At 69.8% G+C, this 15,971-nt stretch carries 15 protein-coding genes; 3 read left to right on the forward strand and 12 right to left on the reverse strand.

Going from position 1 to position 15,971, the window contains the following annotated elements:
* Positions 1–84 precede the first annotated feature (84 nt).
* Entirely contained in the window at positions 85–1,770 is a 1,686-nt protein-coding gene (ggt, locus tag VPH43_RS24250; RefSeq protein WP_328580383.1) for a gamma-glutamyltransferase, read from the forward strand.
* A gap of 113 nt (positions 1,771–1,883) precedes the next feature.
* Here ggt and VPH43_RS24255 read toward each other — a convergent pair whose 3' ends face one another.
* Both VPH43_RS24255 and hemN read right to left on the reverse strand, forming a co-directional pair.
* The gene (locus VPH43_RS24255; RefSeq protein ID WP_328580350.1) at positions 1,884–2,579 is read right to left on the reverse strand and encodes a sulfite exporter TauE/SafE family protein; all 696 of its coding nucleotides are present in this window, start codon (positions 2,577–2,579) and stop codon (positions 1,884–1,886) included.
* A 53-nt stretch (positions 2,580–2,632) separates the two neighbouring features.
* The gene (gene hemN, locus VPH43_RS24260) at positions 2,633–4,051 is read right to left on the reverse strand and encodes an oxygen-independent coproporphyrinogen III oxidase (RefSeq protein ID WP_328580351.1); all 1,419 of its coding nucleotides are present in this window, start codon (positions 4,049–4,051) and stop codon (positions 2,633–2,635) included.
* A 99-nt stretch (positions 4,052–4,150) separates the two neighbouring features.
* Here hemN and fnr point away from each other — a divergent pair, with 99 nt between their 5' ends.
* Positions 4,151–4,921, forward strand: a complete 771-nt coding sequence (gene fnr, locus VPH43_RS24265) for a fumarate/nitrate reduction transcriptional regulator Fnr (RefSeq protein ID WP_328580352.1) — start codon at positions 4,151–4,153, stop codon at positions 4,919–4,921.
* A gap of 16 nt (positions 4,922–4,937) precedes the next feature.
* Here the strand turns inward: fnr and VPH43_RS24270 are convergent, their stop codons facing one another.
* The 9 genes from VPH43_RS24270 to VPH43_RS24310 form a co-directional block, all read right to left on the reverse strand.
* Positions 4,938–5,201: a hypothetical protein gene (locus tag VPH43_RS24270; RefSeq protein ID WP_328580353.1), complete on the reverse strand. Its 264-nt coding sequence runs from the start codon at positions 5,199–5,201 to the stop codon at positions 4,938–4,940.
* Positions 5,202–5,221: 20 nt separating this feature from the next.
* Positions 5,222–5,482, reverse strand: coding sequence for a hypothetical protein (locus VPH43_RS24275; RefSeq protein ID WP_328580354.1), 261 nt, complete (start codon positions 5,480–5,482; stop codon positions 5,222–5,224).
* Between the two features lie 14 nt (positions 5,483–5,496).
* Positions 5,497–6,948, reverse strand: coding sequence for a cytochrome c oxidase accessory protein CcoG (gene ccoG / locus VPH43_RS24280; protein ID WP_328580355.1), 1,452 nt, complete (start codon positions 6,946–6,948; stop codon positions 5,497–5,499).
* Positions 6,949–6,960: 12 nt separating this feature from the next.
* The gene (ccoP, locus tag VPH43_RS24285; RefSeq protein WP_328580356.1) at positions 6,961–7,884 is read right to left on the reverse strand and encodes a cytochrome-c oxidase, cbb3-type subunit III; all 924 of its coding nucleotides are present in this window, start codon (positions 7,882–7,884) and stop codon (positions 6,961–6,963) included.
* Positions 7,881–8,039: a cbb3-type cytochrome oxidase subunit 3 gene (locus VPH43_RS24290; RefSeq protein ID WP_328580357.1), complete on the reverse strand. Its 159-nt coding sequence runs from the start codon at positions 8,037–8,039 to the stop codon at positions 7,881–7,883. Before VPH43_RS24290 ends, ccoP begins: the two co-directional genes overlap by 4 nt.
* A gap of 15 nt (positions 8,040–8,054) precedes the next feature.
* Positions 8,055–8,675 carry a cytochrome-c oxidase, cbb3-type subunit II gene (ccoO, locus tag VPH43_RS24295; RefSeq protein WP_328580358.1) on the reverse strand — a complete coding sequence of 207 codons (621 nt, stop codon included), beginning with the start codon at positions 8,673–8,675 and terminating at the stop codon, positions 8,055–8,057.
* Between the two features lie 16 nt (positions 8,676–8,691).
* Positions 8,692–10,134, reverse strand: a complete 1,443-nt coding sequence (gene ccoN, locus VPH43_RS24300) for a cytochrome-c oxidase, cbb3-type subunit I (RefSeq protein ID WP_328580359.1) — start codon at positions 10,132–10,134, stop codon at positions 8,692–8,694.
* A gap of 78 nt (positions 10,135–10,212) precedes the next feature.
* A complete protein-coding gene (gene ccoS / locus VPH43_RS24305; protein WP_328580360.1) occupies positions 10,213–10,377 on the reverse strand; it encodes a cbb3-type cytochrome oxidase assembly protein CcoS in 165 nt (54 codons plus the stop codon).
* Positions 10,377–12,647: a heavy metal translocating P-type ATPase gene (locus VPH43_RS24310; protein ID WP_328580361.1), complete on the reverse strand. Its 2,271-nt coding sequence runs from the start codon at positions 12,645–12,647 to the stop codon at positions 10,377–10,379. Before VPH43_RS24310 ends, ccoS begins: the two co-directional genes overlap by 1 nt.
* Positions 12,648–12,825: 178 nt before the next feature.
* Between VPH43_RS24310 and VPH43_RS24315 the strand changes: the two genes are divergently transcribed.
* Entirely contained in the window at positions 12,826–13,596 is a 771-nt protein-coding gene (locus VPH43_RS24315) for a Crp/Fnr family transcriptional regulator (RefSeq protein ID WP_328580362.1), read from the forward strand.
* A gap of 68 nt (positions 13,597–13,664) precedes the next feature.
* Here the strand turns inward: VPH43_RS24315 and VPH43_RS24320 are convergent, their stop codons facing one another.
* Positions 13,665–15,944: a nitric-oxide reductase large subunit gene (locus VPH43_RS24320; protein WP_328580363.1), complete on the reverse strand. Its 2,280-nt coding sequence runs from the start codon at positions 15,942–15,944 to the stop codon at positions 13,665–13,667.
* Positions 15,945–15,971 lie beyond the last annotated feature (27 nt).

The raw sequence follows: 15,971 nt of genomic DNA on the forward strand, positions 1-15,971 counted from the left end.
CGCCTGACTGGAGACGCCCTCATGCTGCTTGCCGATCGAACGCTTCCGCACCTGCCGCTTGTCCACCGCCTGCTGCTGGCGGTGATGACCACCGGCTTCGTGGCCACGGCCCAGGCCGCCTCCCCCGCGCCGGTGGCCGCCGAGAACGGCATGGTGGTCACGGCGCAGCACCTGGCCAGCCGGGTCGGCGTGGACGTGCTCAAGGAAGGCGGCAACGCCATCGACGCCGCGGTGGCGGTGGGTTATGCGCTCTCGGTGGTGTACCCGGCGGCCGGCAACCTGGGCGGCGGTGGTTTCATGACCATCCAGCTGGCCAACGGCCGCAAGACCTTTCTCGACTTCCGCGAAAAGGCGCCGCTGGCCGCCACGCCCAACATGTACCTCGGCCCGGACGGCAACGTGGTCAAGGGCCTGAGCACCACCGGCCACCTCGCCGTGGGTGTGCCCGGCAGCGTCGCCGGCCTGGAATACGCGCTGGCCCACTACGGCAGCATGAAGCGCGCCACGCTCATGGCACCGGCGATTGCCTATGCCGAGCGCGGCTACACCCTTGAGCAGGGCGACGTGGAGCTGCTGCACACCGCCACCGAGGATTTCCGCAAGGACCCGGCCACCGCCGCCATCTTCCTCAACCGCGGCGAGCCGTTTGCGCCCGGCCAGAAGCTGGTGCAGCGCGACCTGGCCAAGACGCTGAAGCTCATCCGCGACAAGGGCGCCGACGGCTTCTACAAGGGCCCGGTGGCCGCGGCCATCGTCGCGTCCAGCCAGGCGGGCAAGGGCATCATCACCCAGGCCGACCTGGACCAGTACAAGGTGCGCGAGATGGCGCCGGTGGAGTGTGACTACCGCGGCTACCACGTGGTGTCGGCGCCGCCGCCCAGCTCCGGCGGCGTGATCATCTGCGAGATCCTCAACGTGCTGGAGGGCTATCCGCTCAAGGAGATGGGCTTCCGCTCGGCGCAGGCGGTGCATGTGCAGGTGGAGGCCATGCGCCATGCCTACGTGGACCGCAACAGCTACCTCGGCGACCCGGACTTCGTGAAGAACCCGCTGGACCGCCTGCTGGACAAGGCCTACGCCGGCAAGATCCGCGCGGCCATCGACCCCGCCAAGGCCGGCGTGTCCAAGGACATCAAGCCCGGCGTGGCACCGCACGAGGGCAGCAACACCACCCACTACTCGATCATCGACAAGTGGGGCAATGCAGTGTCGGTCACCTACACCCTGAACGACTGGTTCGGCGCCAAGGTCACGGCGCAGGGCACCGGCGTGCTGCTCAACGACGAGATGGACGACTTCACCGCCAAGATCGGCGTGCCCAACCTCTACGGCCTGGTGCAGGGCGAGGCCAACGCCATCGCCCCGGGCAAGCGGCCGCTCAGCTCGATGAGCCCCACCATCGTCACCAAGGACGGCAAGCCGGTGATGGTGGTGGGCACGCCCGGCGGCAGCCGCATCATCACCGCGGTGCTGCACACCATCATCAACGTGATCGACTACGACATGACGATCCAGGAGGCGGTGGACGCACCGCGCTTCCACCAGCAATGGCTGCCGGAGGCCACCAACGTCGAGAACTTCGCGCTCAGCCCGGACACGCGCCGCATGCTCGAAGGCATGGGCCACAAGTTCGGCGGCGCGCAGCCGGCCAACCACCTGGCCGCCATCCTGGTGGGCGCGCCGTCGCTGGCCGGCAAGCCGGTGGGCAACAATCGCTACTACGGCGCCAACGACCCGCGGCGCAACACCGGGCTGGCGCTGGGGTACTGATCCGCGCAGGCATGCCCGTCGTGCGGGGGCGGTGCCACGAGGCGGGGCCCTCGATCGACCGCAGGCGAACTGCGCCTGCGACCGCGGGCCGATGCACCTGCGGCTCGCGCAGCTCAGGTCGCGCACCAGGCTGCCACGCGCTCCCACAGCCCATGGGTGAGCGCCCAGCCGGATGCGGCGGCCACCATCGCGCCGGCGCTGCGCGCCGGCCAAGCGCTGGGGGCGCGGCCGCCGGGGCCGGCCAAGCGACGCAGCGCCAGCGGCAGCAACACCAACGCCGGCGCAGACGCTAGCGCGAAGCTGCCCATCGTGGCTGCGCCCAGCCAGGGGCTGTCCGCCAGCGCCGCCAGCAGCAAGGCCGCTTGGGACAGGCCGCATGGCCACAGGATCCAGCTGCTGCCGGCAGCGGCGGCACGGCCGGGCCCGGCGATGCGATGCCAGCCAGGCGACGCGCCCGCTGCAGCGGGCGCCAGGGCGGCCGAAGCCCCGCTGCGCCAGGTGGGCAGCCGGCCGGTGACCAGCATCCACACGCCCAGCGCGAGAGCACCCGCATGCAGCAAGGTCCACAAGGGCCGCAGCAGCGGCGCCAGCTCCGCCAGGCTGCGCAGCGCGGCCATGCTGCTCGCTGCCACCGCACCGGCGAGCGCATAACCGGCCACGCGGCCCAGGTGGAAGGCCGGCGGCGCCGATCGCGATGCGCCGCAGCCACGCAGCACGGCAGCACAAGGGGCGCTGCACATCGCTGCACAGTGCGGCGAGCCGGCCAGGCCCATCAGGGCGGCGGCTGCCAGCAGGGCGGGGCCATTCATGTCAGCGCCGCCCGGGGGGCAACGAACGAAGTAAGCGTGGGGGTCGTTCCATCTCAGATGATTCTCGAGAAGCGGGCGCGCGTGGTGTCGTCCTGCAGGTAGCGGTCGAACACCATGGCCACCGCACGCACGAAGTACCAGCCTGCTGGTGTGACCTGCACGGCGCGGGGCTCCAGCACCACCAGGCCGGCATCGGCCAGTGGCCGCAGCCGCTCCAGCTCACTGCGGAAGTGGCTGTCCATGCTGACGAGGTGCGCCGATTCGATCGATTCGAACTCCAGCCGGCCCTGGCACATCAGCGCCATGATGACCGCGCGGCGCAGCAGGTCGTCGCGCGACAAAGCCAGGCCGCGCACGGTGGGGAAGTCGCCCTGCCGCAGCGCGTCGTAGTACTCGTCCAGCGTCTTGGCGTTCTGGCTGTAGCTGGCCCCGACGCGGCCGATGGCCGACACGCCCAGCGCCACCAGGTCGCAGTCGGGCTGGGTGCTGTAGCCCTGGAAGTTGCGGTGCAGCCGGCCCTGGCGCTTGGCCGCGGCGAGTGAGTCGCTGTGCAGCGCGAAGTGGTCCATGCCGATGTAGTCGTAGCCCGCCTGCAGGAAGCCGTCGATCGCGCCGCTCAGCATGCCGATGCGGGTGGCGGCCGCCGGCAGGTCGGCCGAGGCGATGCGCCGCTGCGGCTTGAAGCGCTGCGGCAGGTGGGCATAGGCGTACAACGCGATGCGGTCGGGCCGCAGCCGCGACACCTGGGCGATGGTGCGCTGGAAGGAGGCTTCGGTCTGCAGCGGCAGGCCGTAGATCAGGTCCACGTTGATGGATTCATAGCCCAGCGCCCGGGCGCTCAGCATCAAGCCCTCCACCGATTCGAAGGACTGCACCCGGTGCACCGCCTTCTGCACATCGGCGTCGAAATCCTGCACGCCCAGGCTGAGCCGGTTGAAACCGAGGGAGGCCAGGTGCGCCAGGCGCTCGGGCGTGGCGGTGCGCGGGTCGACCTCGATGGACATTTCCGCGCCCGGCACGAAATGGAAGGCCCGGCGCAGCGAGGTCATGAGGCGTGTGAGCTCCTCGTCGCTCAGGAAGGTGGGCGTGCCGCCGCCCAGGTGCAGCTGCGAGGCCACCTCCTTCGGGCCCAGCACCGCCACGTGCAGCGCCATCTCGCGCTCCAGTGCGTCCAGGTAGTCCGCCGCGCGCTCATGGTGCCGGGTGATCACCTTGTTGCAGGCGCAGTAGTAGCAGACCGATTCGCAGAACGGGATGTGCACGTACACCGACAGCGGCGGCCGGCCGCCGATGGTGGCCCCCTCGGCGCGCTGGCGCAGCGCCTGGCGGTACTCGGCCGCGCCATAGGCTTCGACGAAGCGGTCGGCCGTGGGGTAGGAGGTGTAGCGCGGCCCGTTCATGTCCAGCCGTTGCAGCAGCTCGGGCGGGAACAGCGGGGTGCGCGGGGGCGGGCAGAGCGTGGGAGCGTCCATGGCCGCTACTGTGGCAAGCGCCGGGCGCCATGGCCTTGATTTGGCTCAAGCGCCCGCACGCCCGCCTGGCAAAGAATGGGGCAGCTCTTGAGGTTGCGCATGCTGACACCGACGAACCCTCCCTCCATCCCCCCGCGAGCGGCCGCCGACGCCGATGGGTTGCACCCGCTGAAGGTGGCCTGCTCCAGCTGCAACCTGCGGGAGTTGTGCTTGCCTGTCGGGCTGTCCGGCGCCGACCTGCAGCGCCTGGACGGGCTGGTGGCCACCCGGCGCGCCGTGCCCCGCGGGCAGACGCTGTTTCGCATCGGCGATCCGTTCAAGGCGGTGTACGCCGTGCGCACCGGTTTCTTCAAGACCCGGGTGAGCGCCGAGGACGGCCGCGACCAGGTCACCGGCTTCCAGATGGCCGGCGAGCTGCTGGGCCTGGACGGCATCAGCACCGACCGGCACAGCTGCGACGCGGTGGCGCTGGAGGATTCGCAGGTCTGCACCATTCCTTATGAGGACCTGGAATCGCTGTCGCGCGAATTCACCGAGCTGCAGCACCAGTTCCACAAGATCATGAGCCGCGAGATCGTGCGCGACCATGGCGTGATGCTGCTGCTGGGCAGCATGCGCGCGGAAGAGCGGCTCGCCGCCTTCCTGCTCAACCTCACCAAGCGCCTGCAGGCCCGCGGATTCTCTCCCTCGGCCCTGGTGCTGCGCATGACCCGCGAAGAGATCGGCAGCTACCTCGGGCTGAAGCTCGAGACCGTGAGCCGCACCTTCTCGAAGTTCCAGGACGATGGTGTGCTGGAAGTCAAGCAGCGCCAGATCCGCGTGCTGGACCAGGCCGCCTTGCAGCGGCTGGTGAACAGCCCCAGCTGCTGAACCCGGCCGCGCGGCGCTACCAGCGCGGCAGGCCTTCGGGGTCGGCCAGCAGCTGCGACAGCGCGCCCGCGCTCGCCGTGGTGGCCCAGAAGATGAGGAAGGTGACGGTGTAGACCGCCTGCACCGGCCATTCGATCGGCGTGACGCCAAACCACTGCAGCGTGTGCGGGTCCACCACCACGAACACCAGCGCGGCCTGCACGCCGGCCACCAGGAAAGCCGGCCACAACAGCATCAGCACCCGTTGCGCGAAAGGCAGTGGCGTGGGGCGGGTGGGCATGGCAGCGGCCGGCATGGTGCTCAGCGCCCGGCAGCCGTGGCCGCGTGGTTGCGCGCCTGCAGTGCCGGTGCATCGGCGGTGGCCACCGGCCGCGGCTTCACCACCGGGGCGATCGAGTCCATCACGCTGCGGTCGCTGCCATGCCAGATGAACACCGCGGTGACCGCACAAGCCAGCACCACCGACACGGGGCCACCCAGCACCAGCCACATCACCTTGACGCGCCACCAGGGCGTGGGGGCGGCGGACGGCGGAGCGGAAGAAAGCACGGCGTGGGTCATGGGTGGTCTCCTGTTCAGCGCGGCACGACGAAGGTGGATTTCTCGCTCACCTCGGCGTCGCTGTGGTGGCCGTCCGGCCCCAGGCGCTCGATCTCGAACTGCATCGGGTGGGCGCCCGGATGCGCCTTCCGGGCCGTCTCGTGCGGCACCTGCACCGCCACCGCGAACCAGCGGGCACCGGCGGCCGGCACCTCCAGCTCGGTGGCGCCATTGATGCGGGCCTGCTCCAGGCCCTTCACCCCGACGCGATAGCGCTGGGGCGCCTCGGTGGCGTTCATCACCTGCAGGCGGTACACGTTCTCGATGCGGCCGTCCTCCACCATGCGGGCCAGCGAGGTGCGGTCGCGCACCACGTCCACCCTGAATGGCTGGCGCAGGGCCAGGCTGGTGCCCAGCGCGCCGACGATGGCGATCAGCACCGTGCCGTACACCAGCACACGCGGGCGCAGGGCGCGCCTGAGCATCTGGGCACGCGTGAGCTTTTGCGTCATGCCGTTCTGCGTGGCATAGCGGATTAGGCCGTGCGGGTAGTGCATCTTGTCCATCACGCCGTTGCACACGTCGATGCAGGCGGCGCAGCCGATGCAGTCGGACTGCAGGCCGTCGCGGATGTCGATGCCGGTGGGGCACACCTGCACGCACAGGCCGCAGTCGATGCAGTCGCCCAGGCCCAGGGTCTTGAGGTCGGCGCTGCGCGCCCGGGTGCCGCGCGGATCGCCACGCGCCGTGTCGTAGCTGATGATCATCGTGTCGCGATCGATCATCGCGCCCTGGAAGCGGGCATACGGGCACATGTACTTGCACACCTGCTCGCGCAGGTAGCCTGCATTGCCGTAGGTGGCAAACCCATAGAACAGCACCCAGAACCATTCCCACGGGCCGAAGCTGAACTGCAGCGCCTCGGCGGCCAGCGTGCGGATGGGGGTGAAGTAGCCGACGAAGGTGAAGCCGGTCCACAGCGCGATGGCGATCCAGATCACCTGCTTGCCGCCCTTGCGCAGCAGCTTGGTTGCGCTCCAGGGCGAGGCATCCAGCTTCAGGCGCTGCATGCGGTCGCCCTCCAGATGGCGCTCCACCCAGAGAAAGATCTCGGTGTACACCGTCTGCGGGCAGGCGTATCCGCACCACAGGCGCCCGGCCAGCGCGGTGAAGAAGAACAGCGAAAACGCGCTGACCACCAGCAGCCCCGTCAGGTAGATGAAGTCCTGCGGGTACAGCACCAGGTCGAAGATGTAGAAGCGCCGCGAGGCCAGGTCGAACAGCAGTGCCTGCCGGCCGTTCCAGGGCAACCAGGCCAGGCCGTAGAAGAGGGCCTGCGTGAGCCACACCAGGGCCCAGCGCCAGGCGGCGAACCAGCCATGGACGGCGCGGGGATAGATCTTTTCCTGCTTGGCGTACAGCGATACCAGCTGCCCGTCGTTGGCGGCGGGCTGGATGGGGATCACGCGGGCGACGCCCTGGCTCATGGTCGTCTTTCGTTACTGCGTCGACGCAACGGCCTGGCCCCTGGGCTGCGACAGGCTCCACACGTAGCTCGCCAGCACATGAATCTGCTCAGGCGACAAGCGGCTCGCATGCGCCGGCATCACGTTGGTCTTGCCGTTGTTGATCATCGCGACCACCGCGTCCTCGCCCCAGCCGTGCAGCCACACCTTGTCGGTGAGGTTGGGTGCGCCCAAGGCCTGGTTGCCGCGGCCGTCGGGACCGTGGCAGGCGGCGCAGGCCGCGAACTTGGCGCGGCCGAGTTGCGCGGCCAGGCTGTTGTGCGGGCTGCCGGAGAGGCTGAGCACGTAGTTGGCCACGTTGCGCACGTCCTGCTCGCCGCCCACGGCGGCGGCCATCGGTGGCATCTGGCCCTGGCGGCCCTGGGTGATGGATTCCGCGATCTTCTCCGGTGTGCCGCCGTGCAGCCAGTCGTTGTCCGTGAGGTTGGGAAAGCCCTTGCTGCCGCGCGCGTCCGAGCCGTGGCAGGTGGCGCAGTGGTTGACGAACAGGCGCTCGCCGATGCCCATCGCCTGCGGCTCGCGGGCCAGCTGGTCCGCCGGCAGGCCGGCAAAGCGGGCGTACAGCGGCGCCGTCGCCTCACGGGCCTTGCGCTGTTCGGCCGCGTGCTGGGCGGTGCTGCTCCACTGGAGCGTGCCGTCCGCGCTGCCCAGGCCAGGGTAGAAGATCAGGTAGCCGAAGGAGAACAGCACGGTGGCCACGAACAGGCCCATCCACCAGCGCGGCAGCGGGTTGTTCATCTCGCGCAGGTCCTCGTCCCACACATGGCCGGTGGTGTTGTCGCCGGCCATCACCTTGCGGCGGGCGGCGATCACCAGCAGCGCCAGGCAGGCGATGAGGCTCAGGATGGTGACGATCGCGATGGTGACGGACCAGCCTTGGCTGAAGAAGTCGCTCATCGCCGCGCTCCCCGGGCCACGTCGTCCTCCAGCGGCAGGCGGGCGGCATCGTCGAAGGCGGCGCGGCGGGACGGCCGCCAGGCCCAGGCGGCGATGCCGGCGAAGATCAGGGCGCTCACCAGGGTGATGGCGCTGCGCAGGTCATTGATGTCCATGATCGGATGTCCTTCTCACTTCACTTGGGTGCCCAGTACCTGCAGGTAGGCCACCAGCGCATCGAGCTCGGTCTTGCCCTTCACCGCGTCGCCGGCAGCGGCGATCTCGGCCTGGCTGTAGGGCACGCCCAGGCGCTTGAGGGCCACCATGCGGGGGGCCATGCTGGCGGGCTCCACCGCGGCACGCTCCAGCCAGGGGTAGGCCGGCATGTTGGATTCGGGCACCAGGTCGCGCGGGTTCAGCAGGTGCAGGCGATGCCATTCGTCGCTGTACTTGCCGCCCACGCGGTGCAGGTCCGGGCCGGTGCGTTTGCTGCCCCACTGGAACGGATGGTCGTAGACGAATTCGCCCGCGGTGGAGTAGTGGCCGTAGCGCAGCGTCTCCGCGTGCAGCGGGCGGATCATCTGCGAGTGGCAGTTGTAGCAACCCTCGCGCAGGTACACGTCGCGCCCGGCCAGCTGCAGTGCGTCGTAGGGTTTCAGGCCCGCCACCGGCTGGGTGGTCGAGCGCTGGAAGAACAGCGGCACGATCTCCACCAGGCCGCCCACGGCCACGGTGATGAGGATCAGCACGATCATCAGGAAGTTGCTGGTCTCGATGCGCTCGTGACCGCGCGCTTGAGCGTGTTCAGACATGTCGAAGTTCCTCCGGTCAGGCGGCGGCCACGGCTGCCGCGGGGAGGGCGGCAGCCCCCGTGCGCGGCGCAGCCCGCACCGTCATGGCGACGTTCCAGGCCATCACGCCCATGCCGCTGAGGTACAGCAGGCCGCCGCACAGCCGCACCACGTAGAACGGAAAGGTGGCCTTCACGCTTTCGACGAAGCTGTAGACCAGCGTGCCGTCGGGGTTGAGCGCGCGCCACATCAGGCCCTGCATCACACCGGCGATCCACATGGCGGCGATGTAGAGCACCACGCCCAGGGTCGCGATCCAGAAGTGCAGCTCGATCGCCTTGACGCTGAACATCCGGGTCTGGCCGAACATGCGCGGGATCAGGTAGTACAGCGAGCCCATGGTGATGAAGCCCACCCAGCCCAGGGCGCCGGCATGCACGTGGCCCACGGTCCAGTCGGTGTAGTGCGACAAGGCGTTCACCGTCTTGATGGACATCATCGGGCCCTCGAAGGTGGACATGCCGTAGAACGACAGCGCCACGATCAGGAACTTGAGGATCGGGTCGTCGCGCAGCTTGTGCCAGGCACCCTGCAGCGTCATCACGCCGTTGATCATCCCGCCCCAGCTGGGCGCCAGCAGCACCAGCGAGAACAGCATGCCCACGCTCTGCGCCCAGTCGGGCAGGGCGGTGTAGTGCAGGTGGTGCGGGCCCGCCCACATGTAGGTAAAGATCAGGGCCCAGAAGTGCACGATCGACAGCCGGTACGAATACACCGGCCGCTCGGTCTGCTTGGGGATGTAGTAGTACATCATCCCGAGGAAGCCGGCCGTGAGGAAGAAGCCCACCGCGTTGTGGCCGTACCACCACTGCACCATGGCGTCCTGCACGCCGGCGTAGGCCGAGTAGCTCTTCCAGAAGCTCGCCGGCATGGCGGCGCCGTTCACCAGGTGCAGCAGCGCCACCGCGAGGATGAAGGCGCCGAAGAACCAGTTGGCCACGTAGATGTGGCGCACGCGGCGCTTGCCGATGGTGCCGAAGAACACGATCGCATAGGCCACCCACACCAGCGTGATGAGCACATCGATCGGCCACTCCAGCTCGGCGTATTCCTTGCCCTGCGTGTAGCCCAGCGGCAAGGTGACGGCTGCGGCCACGATGACCAGCTGCCAGCCGACGAAGGTGAAGCGGGCCAGCCAGGGCGCGAACAGCCGCACCTGGCAGGTGCGCTGCACCACGTGGAAGCTGGTGGCCATGAGGGCGCAGCCGCCGAAGGCAAAGATCACCGCATTGGTGTGCAGGGGCCGCAGCCGGCCGTAGCTCAGCCACGGAATGCCGAAGGTCAGGTCGGGCCAGGCGAGCTGGGCGGCGATGATCACGCCGACCAGCATGCCGACCACTCCCCACAGCACCGCGGCAAGCGCGAAACCGCGGACAGGATCGTCGTCGTACACCGGCGCGACGGAGGCGGAGGCAGCCATGTTGCGCGTCCTTTCAGGGCAATGGAATTGAACTGATTCCATTGTTCGGGACAGGGGCTTCCCAGGGCTTGACGGCGATCAAGTGCCCGGTGTTTTGCGCTGCGTCAGCGGTTCGTCGAGGATGCGTTCGCCTTCACGCGCCAGGTCATCGAACTGGCCACCGTGCAGCGCCCAGGCGAACACGCCCAGGATGGCCAGCACCAGCAGGGCCGACACGGGAATGAGCAGGTACAGGATGTCCATCACGAGTGCGCACGGGCCAGCCGCAGCGAGTTGCCAACCACCAGCAGCGAGCTGAGTGCCATGCCGAGCCCGGCGGCCCAGGGCGGCAGCGCGCCGGCCAGGGCGAGCGGCACGCAGGCCAGGTTGTAGGCGGCGGCCCAGGCCAGGTTCTGCCGCATCACCCGCACGGTGCGGCGGGCCAGGCGGCGCGCGTGCACGAAGTCCGCGAGCCGGTTCGACAGGATCACCGCGTCCGCATGCACCCGCGCCACGAAGGCGCCGTGCGCCATTGCGAACGACACGTCGGCCTGGGCCAGCACGGGTGCGTCGTTGACGCCATCGCCCACCATCGCCACCCGCGTGCCGTCCGCCTGCGCCCGGCGGATGGCAGCGAGCTTGGCGTCGGGCGAGCAGCCGCCTTGTGCATCGGCGATGCCCAGGCGGGCCGCGAGTGCGGACACGCGCGATGGCGCATCGCCGGACAGCAGGCTGACCCGCACGCCATCCACCCGAAGCGCCTGGATGGCCGCGGCGGCATCCGGCCGCTGGGCTTCATCGAACTCCAGGCACAGCAGCGGCCGGCCCGGCCGACCGAAGAAGGCCTGCAGGTGATCGCCCGCGGCCTGCGCCATGTGGGGCTGGCCCAGCCAGGCGGCTGATCCCAGGCGCCATTCGCAACCCTGTTCGTCCCATGCGCTCAGTCCCGCGCCGGATGTCTCCTGCACCGTCTGCCAACGGGGGGTGGCATCGGCTTGTGGCACCGCCTCGGCCAGTGCCTGCGACAGCGGGTGCTGCGACCAGCGCGCCAGCCCGGCGGCGGCCTGCAGCAGGGCGTCGGGTGCCTGGCCCGGGGCACCGGACACGAGCCGTGCACCGCGCCACGCCGGCCGGGTGTCGGTCAGCGTGCCGGTCTTGTCGATGAACACCTGGCTCACCTGGGCCAGGTCTTCGAGCGCATCCACGCGGCGCAGCAGCACGCCCCGGCGGGCGAGCGCACCCGTGGCGCTGAGCAGGGCCGACGGTGCGGCCAGCGACAGTGCGCACGGGCAGGTGACGATCAGCACCGACACCGCCACCCAGACCGCGCGCGACGGATCGATCGCCTGCCAGGCCAGCACCGCGACTGCGGCCAGCAGCAGCACGCACCAGAGGAAGGGGCCGGCACACCGGTCGGCCAGCCGGGTGACGGCGGGCCGCTGCGACAGCGCGTCGCGCACCAGCGCCACGATCGCCTCGTAGCGTGTGTCCAGGCCCACCTGCAGTACCTGCATCACCACCGGCGCGCCCAGGTTCACGCTGCCGGCGATCAGCGTGTCTCCCGCGGCCTTGGCCACCGGCCGCGATTCACCGCTGAGCAGCGCCTCGTCGGCCTGCGTGGCACCGTCGAGCAGCACGCCGTCGGCAGGGAACGCCGCCCCCGCGGCCACGCGCACCCGGTCCAGCGGCACCAGGCGGTGCACGCTCACGGTGTGGCTGCTGCCGTCGTCAGCCAGCCGTTGGGCTGTCTGCGGCAGTTCGCCCAGCGCCTGCTCCAGCGTTTCGGCCGCCCGGTGGCGCGCCTTCATCTCGAGGTAGCGGCCGAGCAGCAGGAAACTGACGAACATGCCGAGTGAATCGAAGTACACCTCGCTGCCGAACCAGCCGCCGGGGCTGAAGGCGGCCGCGCTGCTGGCCACGAAGCACACCGCGATGCCGATCGCCACCGGCACATCCATGCCGATGCGGCGGCGGCGCAGCGCGTGCCAGGCACCGGCGAAGAAGGGCCCAGCGGAGAACAACAGCACCGGCAAGGTGAGCAGCCAGCTCGCCCACTCCAGCAGGCGGCCCAGGTCGGGAGCCAGCTCGCCGGGCCCGGCCACGTAGGCCGGCGCGGCCATCATCATCACCTGCATGGCGCAGAAGCTGGCCACGAACAGCCGCCACAGCAGCCGCCGTGATTCAGCCAGCCGCAGGGCACGCGCCTGGGCGGTGGTGTCGGGCACCGCGTCGTAGCCGGCGGCCTGTACCGCCTGCACCAGCTGCGACGCGCGCACGCGCGATGGTGACCAGCGCACCGTGGCACGCTGCGCCGAGGCATTCACCTCGGCGGCCAGGACACCGTCGACGCCGGTGAGTGCGTTCTCGATCAGCCCGGCGCAGGCGGCGCAGTGCATGCCACCGAGCTGGAACGAGGACTCCGCCACAGCGCCCTCGGCCGACGGCCGCATGCGCGTGAAACGCGCCAGCTCCACCGGGTCGTCGAGCACGGCCAGCGGGACGGCAGGATGGGGAAGGGCGGCGGCGTGGGTCATGAGGCGGCTTCCAGGCGAATCTAGCGGCGGCCTGCAGCGACCGGCCTGACGAATGTCAAGAACGCGGGGCGGGTGATGCAGCGCAACCCTTGCCCGGGCCGGCGGCTTGTCGCACATCAACACCACCGCGCCGCCGAGCCGGCACATTGCCTCACCCGAATCACGCCCAGAGCACGCCATGCAGACCATCGCCCCGGTGATTCCCGCTGCCCAGCCCCTGACGCGGCCCCGGCGCACCAGCGACCCGGCCGCTGTGAACCCGTTGCCCGCGCTGCTGGCCGATGCCTGCCGGCCGGGCGTGCTGGGCACGGGCGCCGCAAGCGCGCTGGCTGCGCTGGCGCAGGAGGAGAGGGTGGCCGCTGGCGCGCAGGTGCTGCGCAGGAGCGAAGCCGCTTCGTCGCTGTGGCTGGTCAGCCGAGGCAGCGTTGCCTTGGGGCTGCGCTGCGGCCCCACGCTGCAGCAACGCCGCTCGGTCGATGCCGGCGAGTGGCTGGACCTGGGCAGCGCGCTGCTGCACGGCCAGTACGGCGAGGACGCCGAAGCGCAGACCGATGCGGTGCTGCATCGGCTGCCGCTGCCCGCGGTGCTGCGCTGCGCCCAGGCCCACCCCAGCGTGATGCCGGCGCTGGCCACCGCGCTGGCGGCGCAGGTGCGGGGCCTGGTCGAAGGAACGCGCGGCCTGATGACCAAGGATGTGCTGGCCCGCTGCGCCACCTGGCTGCTGGCCCAGGCCGAGCTGCAGCGCGATGCGGAAGGCCGGCTCACGGGGCGGCTTCAGCTGCAGGTGCGCAAGCGCTCGGTCGCGCAGCAGCTGGGCACCACGGCCGAGACGTTTTCACGCACCTTGCGGCACCTGAGCCGGCAGGGGCTCATCGACGTGCGGGGCTATGCCATCTCGCTGCTGCAGGTGCAGGCCTTGCAGCGCCTGGCGGAGCCGGACGCACGCTGAAGCGGCCTGGTACTCACCATGAAAAAGGAGGGCCGGTGGCCCTCCTTTTCGTTCACATGCCCGAGGCGTCAGCGCTTTGCTGCGGCGGTGGCCGGTGACAGCACCATCGCCGGGCCGGGACGTGCCGGCCGCAGCAGCTTCAGCGCATACAGCGCCAGGCAGACGCTGCCCGCGGCGAACACCATGTCACCCGGCACGCGCAGCCAGACCAGCGTCTCCATCACCTGGGAATGAATGATCTCCGGCGATCGGGCATACCACAGGCCCCTGGTGATGCTGGCCCAGGCCTGGTAGATGCCGGCGGGCAGCAGCGACATGAACACCATCATGCCGAGGCCGAGGTTGAGGCCCCAGAAGGCAGGCTTGAGCAGCTTGTCCGCATGCAGGCCACGTTCGTACAGGCCACGCAGGCAGAACAGCATCAGGCCGATGCCCAGCATGCCGTACACCCCGAACAGCGCGGCGTGTCCGTGCGCAGCCGTCATGTTCAGGCCCTGCACGTAGTACAGCGACGCCGGCGGGTTGATCGCGAAACCAAGCAGGCCGGCGCCCACGGTGTTCCAGAAGCCGACCGCGACGAACGACAGGATCACCCACTTGTAGGCGCCCAGCCAGGCCACGTCCTTCGAGCGGCGCCAGGTCTGCAGTGCTTCCAGGCCGATCAGCGTGAGCGGCACCACCTCGAGCGCGGAGAACACCGCGCCGACGGCGATCACCGAGGTCGGCGTGCCGGTCCAGTACAGGTGGTGCAGGGTGCCCAGGATGCCGCCGAAGAGGAACACGATGGTCTCCGCCACGATGGCCCGGTTGGCGCTGGCTGCCTTGATTAGCCCCAGGTTGGTGAAGATCAGCGCGACCACGGCGGTGGCGAACACCTCGAAGAAGCCTTCCACCCACAGGTGCACCAGCCACCAGCGCCAGTACTCGATCATCGAATAGTGGGTGTGCCGGCCCCAGGTGAGGGAGGTGGCATAGAAGCCGCCGATGCAGGTGGCCGACAGGAACACCATCGCGATCAGGCCCCGGGTTTCCGAGGGCTTCTTCAGTGCAGGCCAGAGCGCGCGGCCGAGCAGGAACACCCAGAACAGCAGGCCCACGAAGAGCAGCAGCTGCCAGACCCGGCCCATGCTGGTGAACTCCAGGCCCTGGTTGCCCAGCCAGAAGCTGAAGTCCACACCACGGTGCTGCAGCGTGCCGAGCCAGCCGGTGAGGGTGGAGCCGAGCACCACGACGATGAGCGCCCAGAACAGCGCATCCACGCCCAGCTTCTGCAGCCTGGGTTCGCGCCCCGACAGCAGCGGCGCCACGTACAGGCCGGTGGCCAGCCACGCGGTGGCGATCCAGAACACGCCGATCTGCGTATGGACGGTACGGCTGATCACATAGGGCAGCACTTGCGCCAGCGGCAGGCCGAAGAACGACTCGCCCTCGACCGCGTAGTGCGCCGTGACCACACCCATGCCGATCTGCAGCAGCATCAGGCCGATCACCACGAAGAAGTACTTGCGCGTGGCCTTCATCGATGGCGTGGCCTTGGCGCCCAGCAGCGGGTCGGCCTTGGGCACCTCGGCCTCGGCCTCGTGGCCGTCACCCCGGTGCAGCCAGAGCATGGCCGCGATGCCGGCCAGCAGCAGGATGATGCTGACCATCGACCACATGGCGGCGGACGTGGACAGGGTGTTGCCCACCAGCGGCTCGTGCGGCCAGTTGCTGGTGTAGGACAGGCCGGCCTCACCCGGGCGGTCGGTGGCCGCGGCCCACGACGACCAGAAGAAGAAGGCCGCGAGCGCCTCGCGCTCCACCTTCTCGGGCAGCGCACCTTCGGTCATGGCGTACTGCTCGCGCAGCGTCGCCAGGGACGGGTCGGTGCCGAACAGGCCGACATAGTGGCGCGCCACCTCGCGGATGGCCTGTGCCCGGTCCGCCGAGACGGTGACCGTGCCGGTGCTGGCATCGTAGGTGTTGCGGCGCATCTCCTCGCGCACGCGGGTGTCGACGGCCGCCTTGTCGGGGCTGGCCATGGCCGGGGTGGCCTGGCGCTGTTGCGCGGTGCGGATGGCCTGCAGCGCGCTGGCCTCGCGGTGCAGCCAGTCGGCCGACCAGTCCGGCGCCACGTAGCTGCCATGGCCCCACACGGTGCCCAGCTGCTGGCCGCCGGCCGACAGCCAGGCCTGCTGGCCGAGCTGGATCTGCTCGCCGGTATAGACCAGCTGGCCGTCGGTGGTGACGACCTGCTTGGGGATCGGCGGTGCGAACAGGTAGATCTGCCAGCCCAGGTACCCGAGGGCCCCGAACGACAGAACGAAGATGAGGCCCAGCCAACGCCAGAGCCTGCCGGTGGTCTTCATGATGTTCCTCGTGAAGTAGAAGGTGCA

Source organism: Ideonella sp. BN130291 (genome assembly GCF_036231905.1).
Classification (GTDB): Bacteria; Pseudomonadota; Gammaproteobacteria; order Burkholderiales; family Burkholderiaceae_C; genus CAMLIZ01.

What these genes read in the sequence shown, in the direction of transcription:
- ggt (WP_328580383.1), top strand. Translation starts at nt 85, where the DNA reads ATGACCACCGGCTTCGTGGCCACGGCCCAGGCCGCCTCCCCCGCGCCG.
- VPH43_RS24255 (WP_328580350.1), bottom strand. Translation starts at nt 2,579, where the DNA reads ATGAATGGCCCCGCCCTGCTGGCAGCCGCCGCCCTGATGGGCCTGGCC.
- hemN (WP_328580351.1), bottom strand. Translation starts at nt 4,051, where the DNA reads ATGGACGCTCCCACGCTCTGCCCGCCCCCGCGCACCCCGCTGTTCCCG.
- fnr (WP_328580352.1), top strand. Translation starts at nt 4,151, where the DNA reads ATGCTGACACCGACGAACCCTCCCTCCATCCCCCCGCGAGCGGCCGCC.
- VPH43_RS24270 (WP_328580353.1), bottom strand. Translation starts at nt 5,201, where the DNA reads ATGCCCACCCGCCCCACGCCACTGCCTTTCGCGCAACGGGTGCTGATG.
- VPH43_RS24275 (WP_328580354.1), bottom strand. Translation starts at nt 5,482, where the DNA reads ATGACCCACGCCGTGCTTTCTTCCGCTCCGCCGTCCGCCGCCCCCACG.
- ccoG (WP_328580355.1), bottom strand. Translation starts at nt 6,948, where the DNA reads ATGAGCCAGGGCGTCGCCCGCGTGATCCCCATCCAGCCCGCCGCCAAC.
- ccoP (WP_328580356.1), bottom strand. Translation starts at nt 7,884, where the DNA reads ATGAGCGACTTCTTCAGCCAAGGCTGGTCCGTCACCATCGCGATCGTC.
- VPH43_RS24290 (WP_328580357.1), bottom strand. Translation starts at nt 8,039, where the DNA reads ATGGACATCAATGACCTGCGCAGCGCCATCACCCTGGTGAGCGCCCTG.
- ccoO (WP_328580358.1), bottom strand. Translation starts at nt 8,675, where the DNA reads ATGTCTGAACACGCTCAAGCGCGCGGTCACGAGCGCATCGAGACCAGC.
- ccoN (WP_328580359.1), bottom strand. Translation starts at nt 10,134, where the DNA reads ATGGCTGCCTCCGCCTCCGTCGCGCCGGTGTACGACGACGATCCTGTC.
- ccoS (WP_328580360.1), bottom strand. Translation starts at nt 10,377, where the DNA reads ATGGACATCCTGTACCTGCTCATTCCCGTGTCGGCCCTGCTGGTGCTG.
- VPH43_RS24310 (WP_328580361.1), bottom strand. Translation starts at nt 12,647, where the DNA reads ATGACCCACGCCGCCGCCCTTCCCCATCCTGCCGTCCCGCTGGCCGTG.
- VPH43_RS24315 (WP_328580362.1), top strand. Translation starts at nt 12,826, where the DNA reads ATGCAGACCATCGCCCCGGTGATTCCCGCTGCCCAGCCCCTGACGCGG.
- VPH43_RS24320 (WP_328580363.1), bottom strand. Translation starts at nt 15,944, where the DNA reads ATGAAGACCACCGGCAGGCTCTGGCGTTGGCTGGGCCTCATCTTCGTT.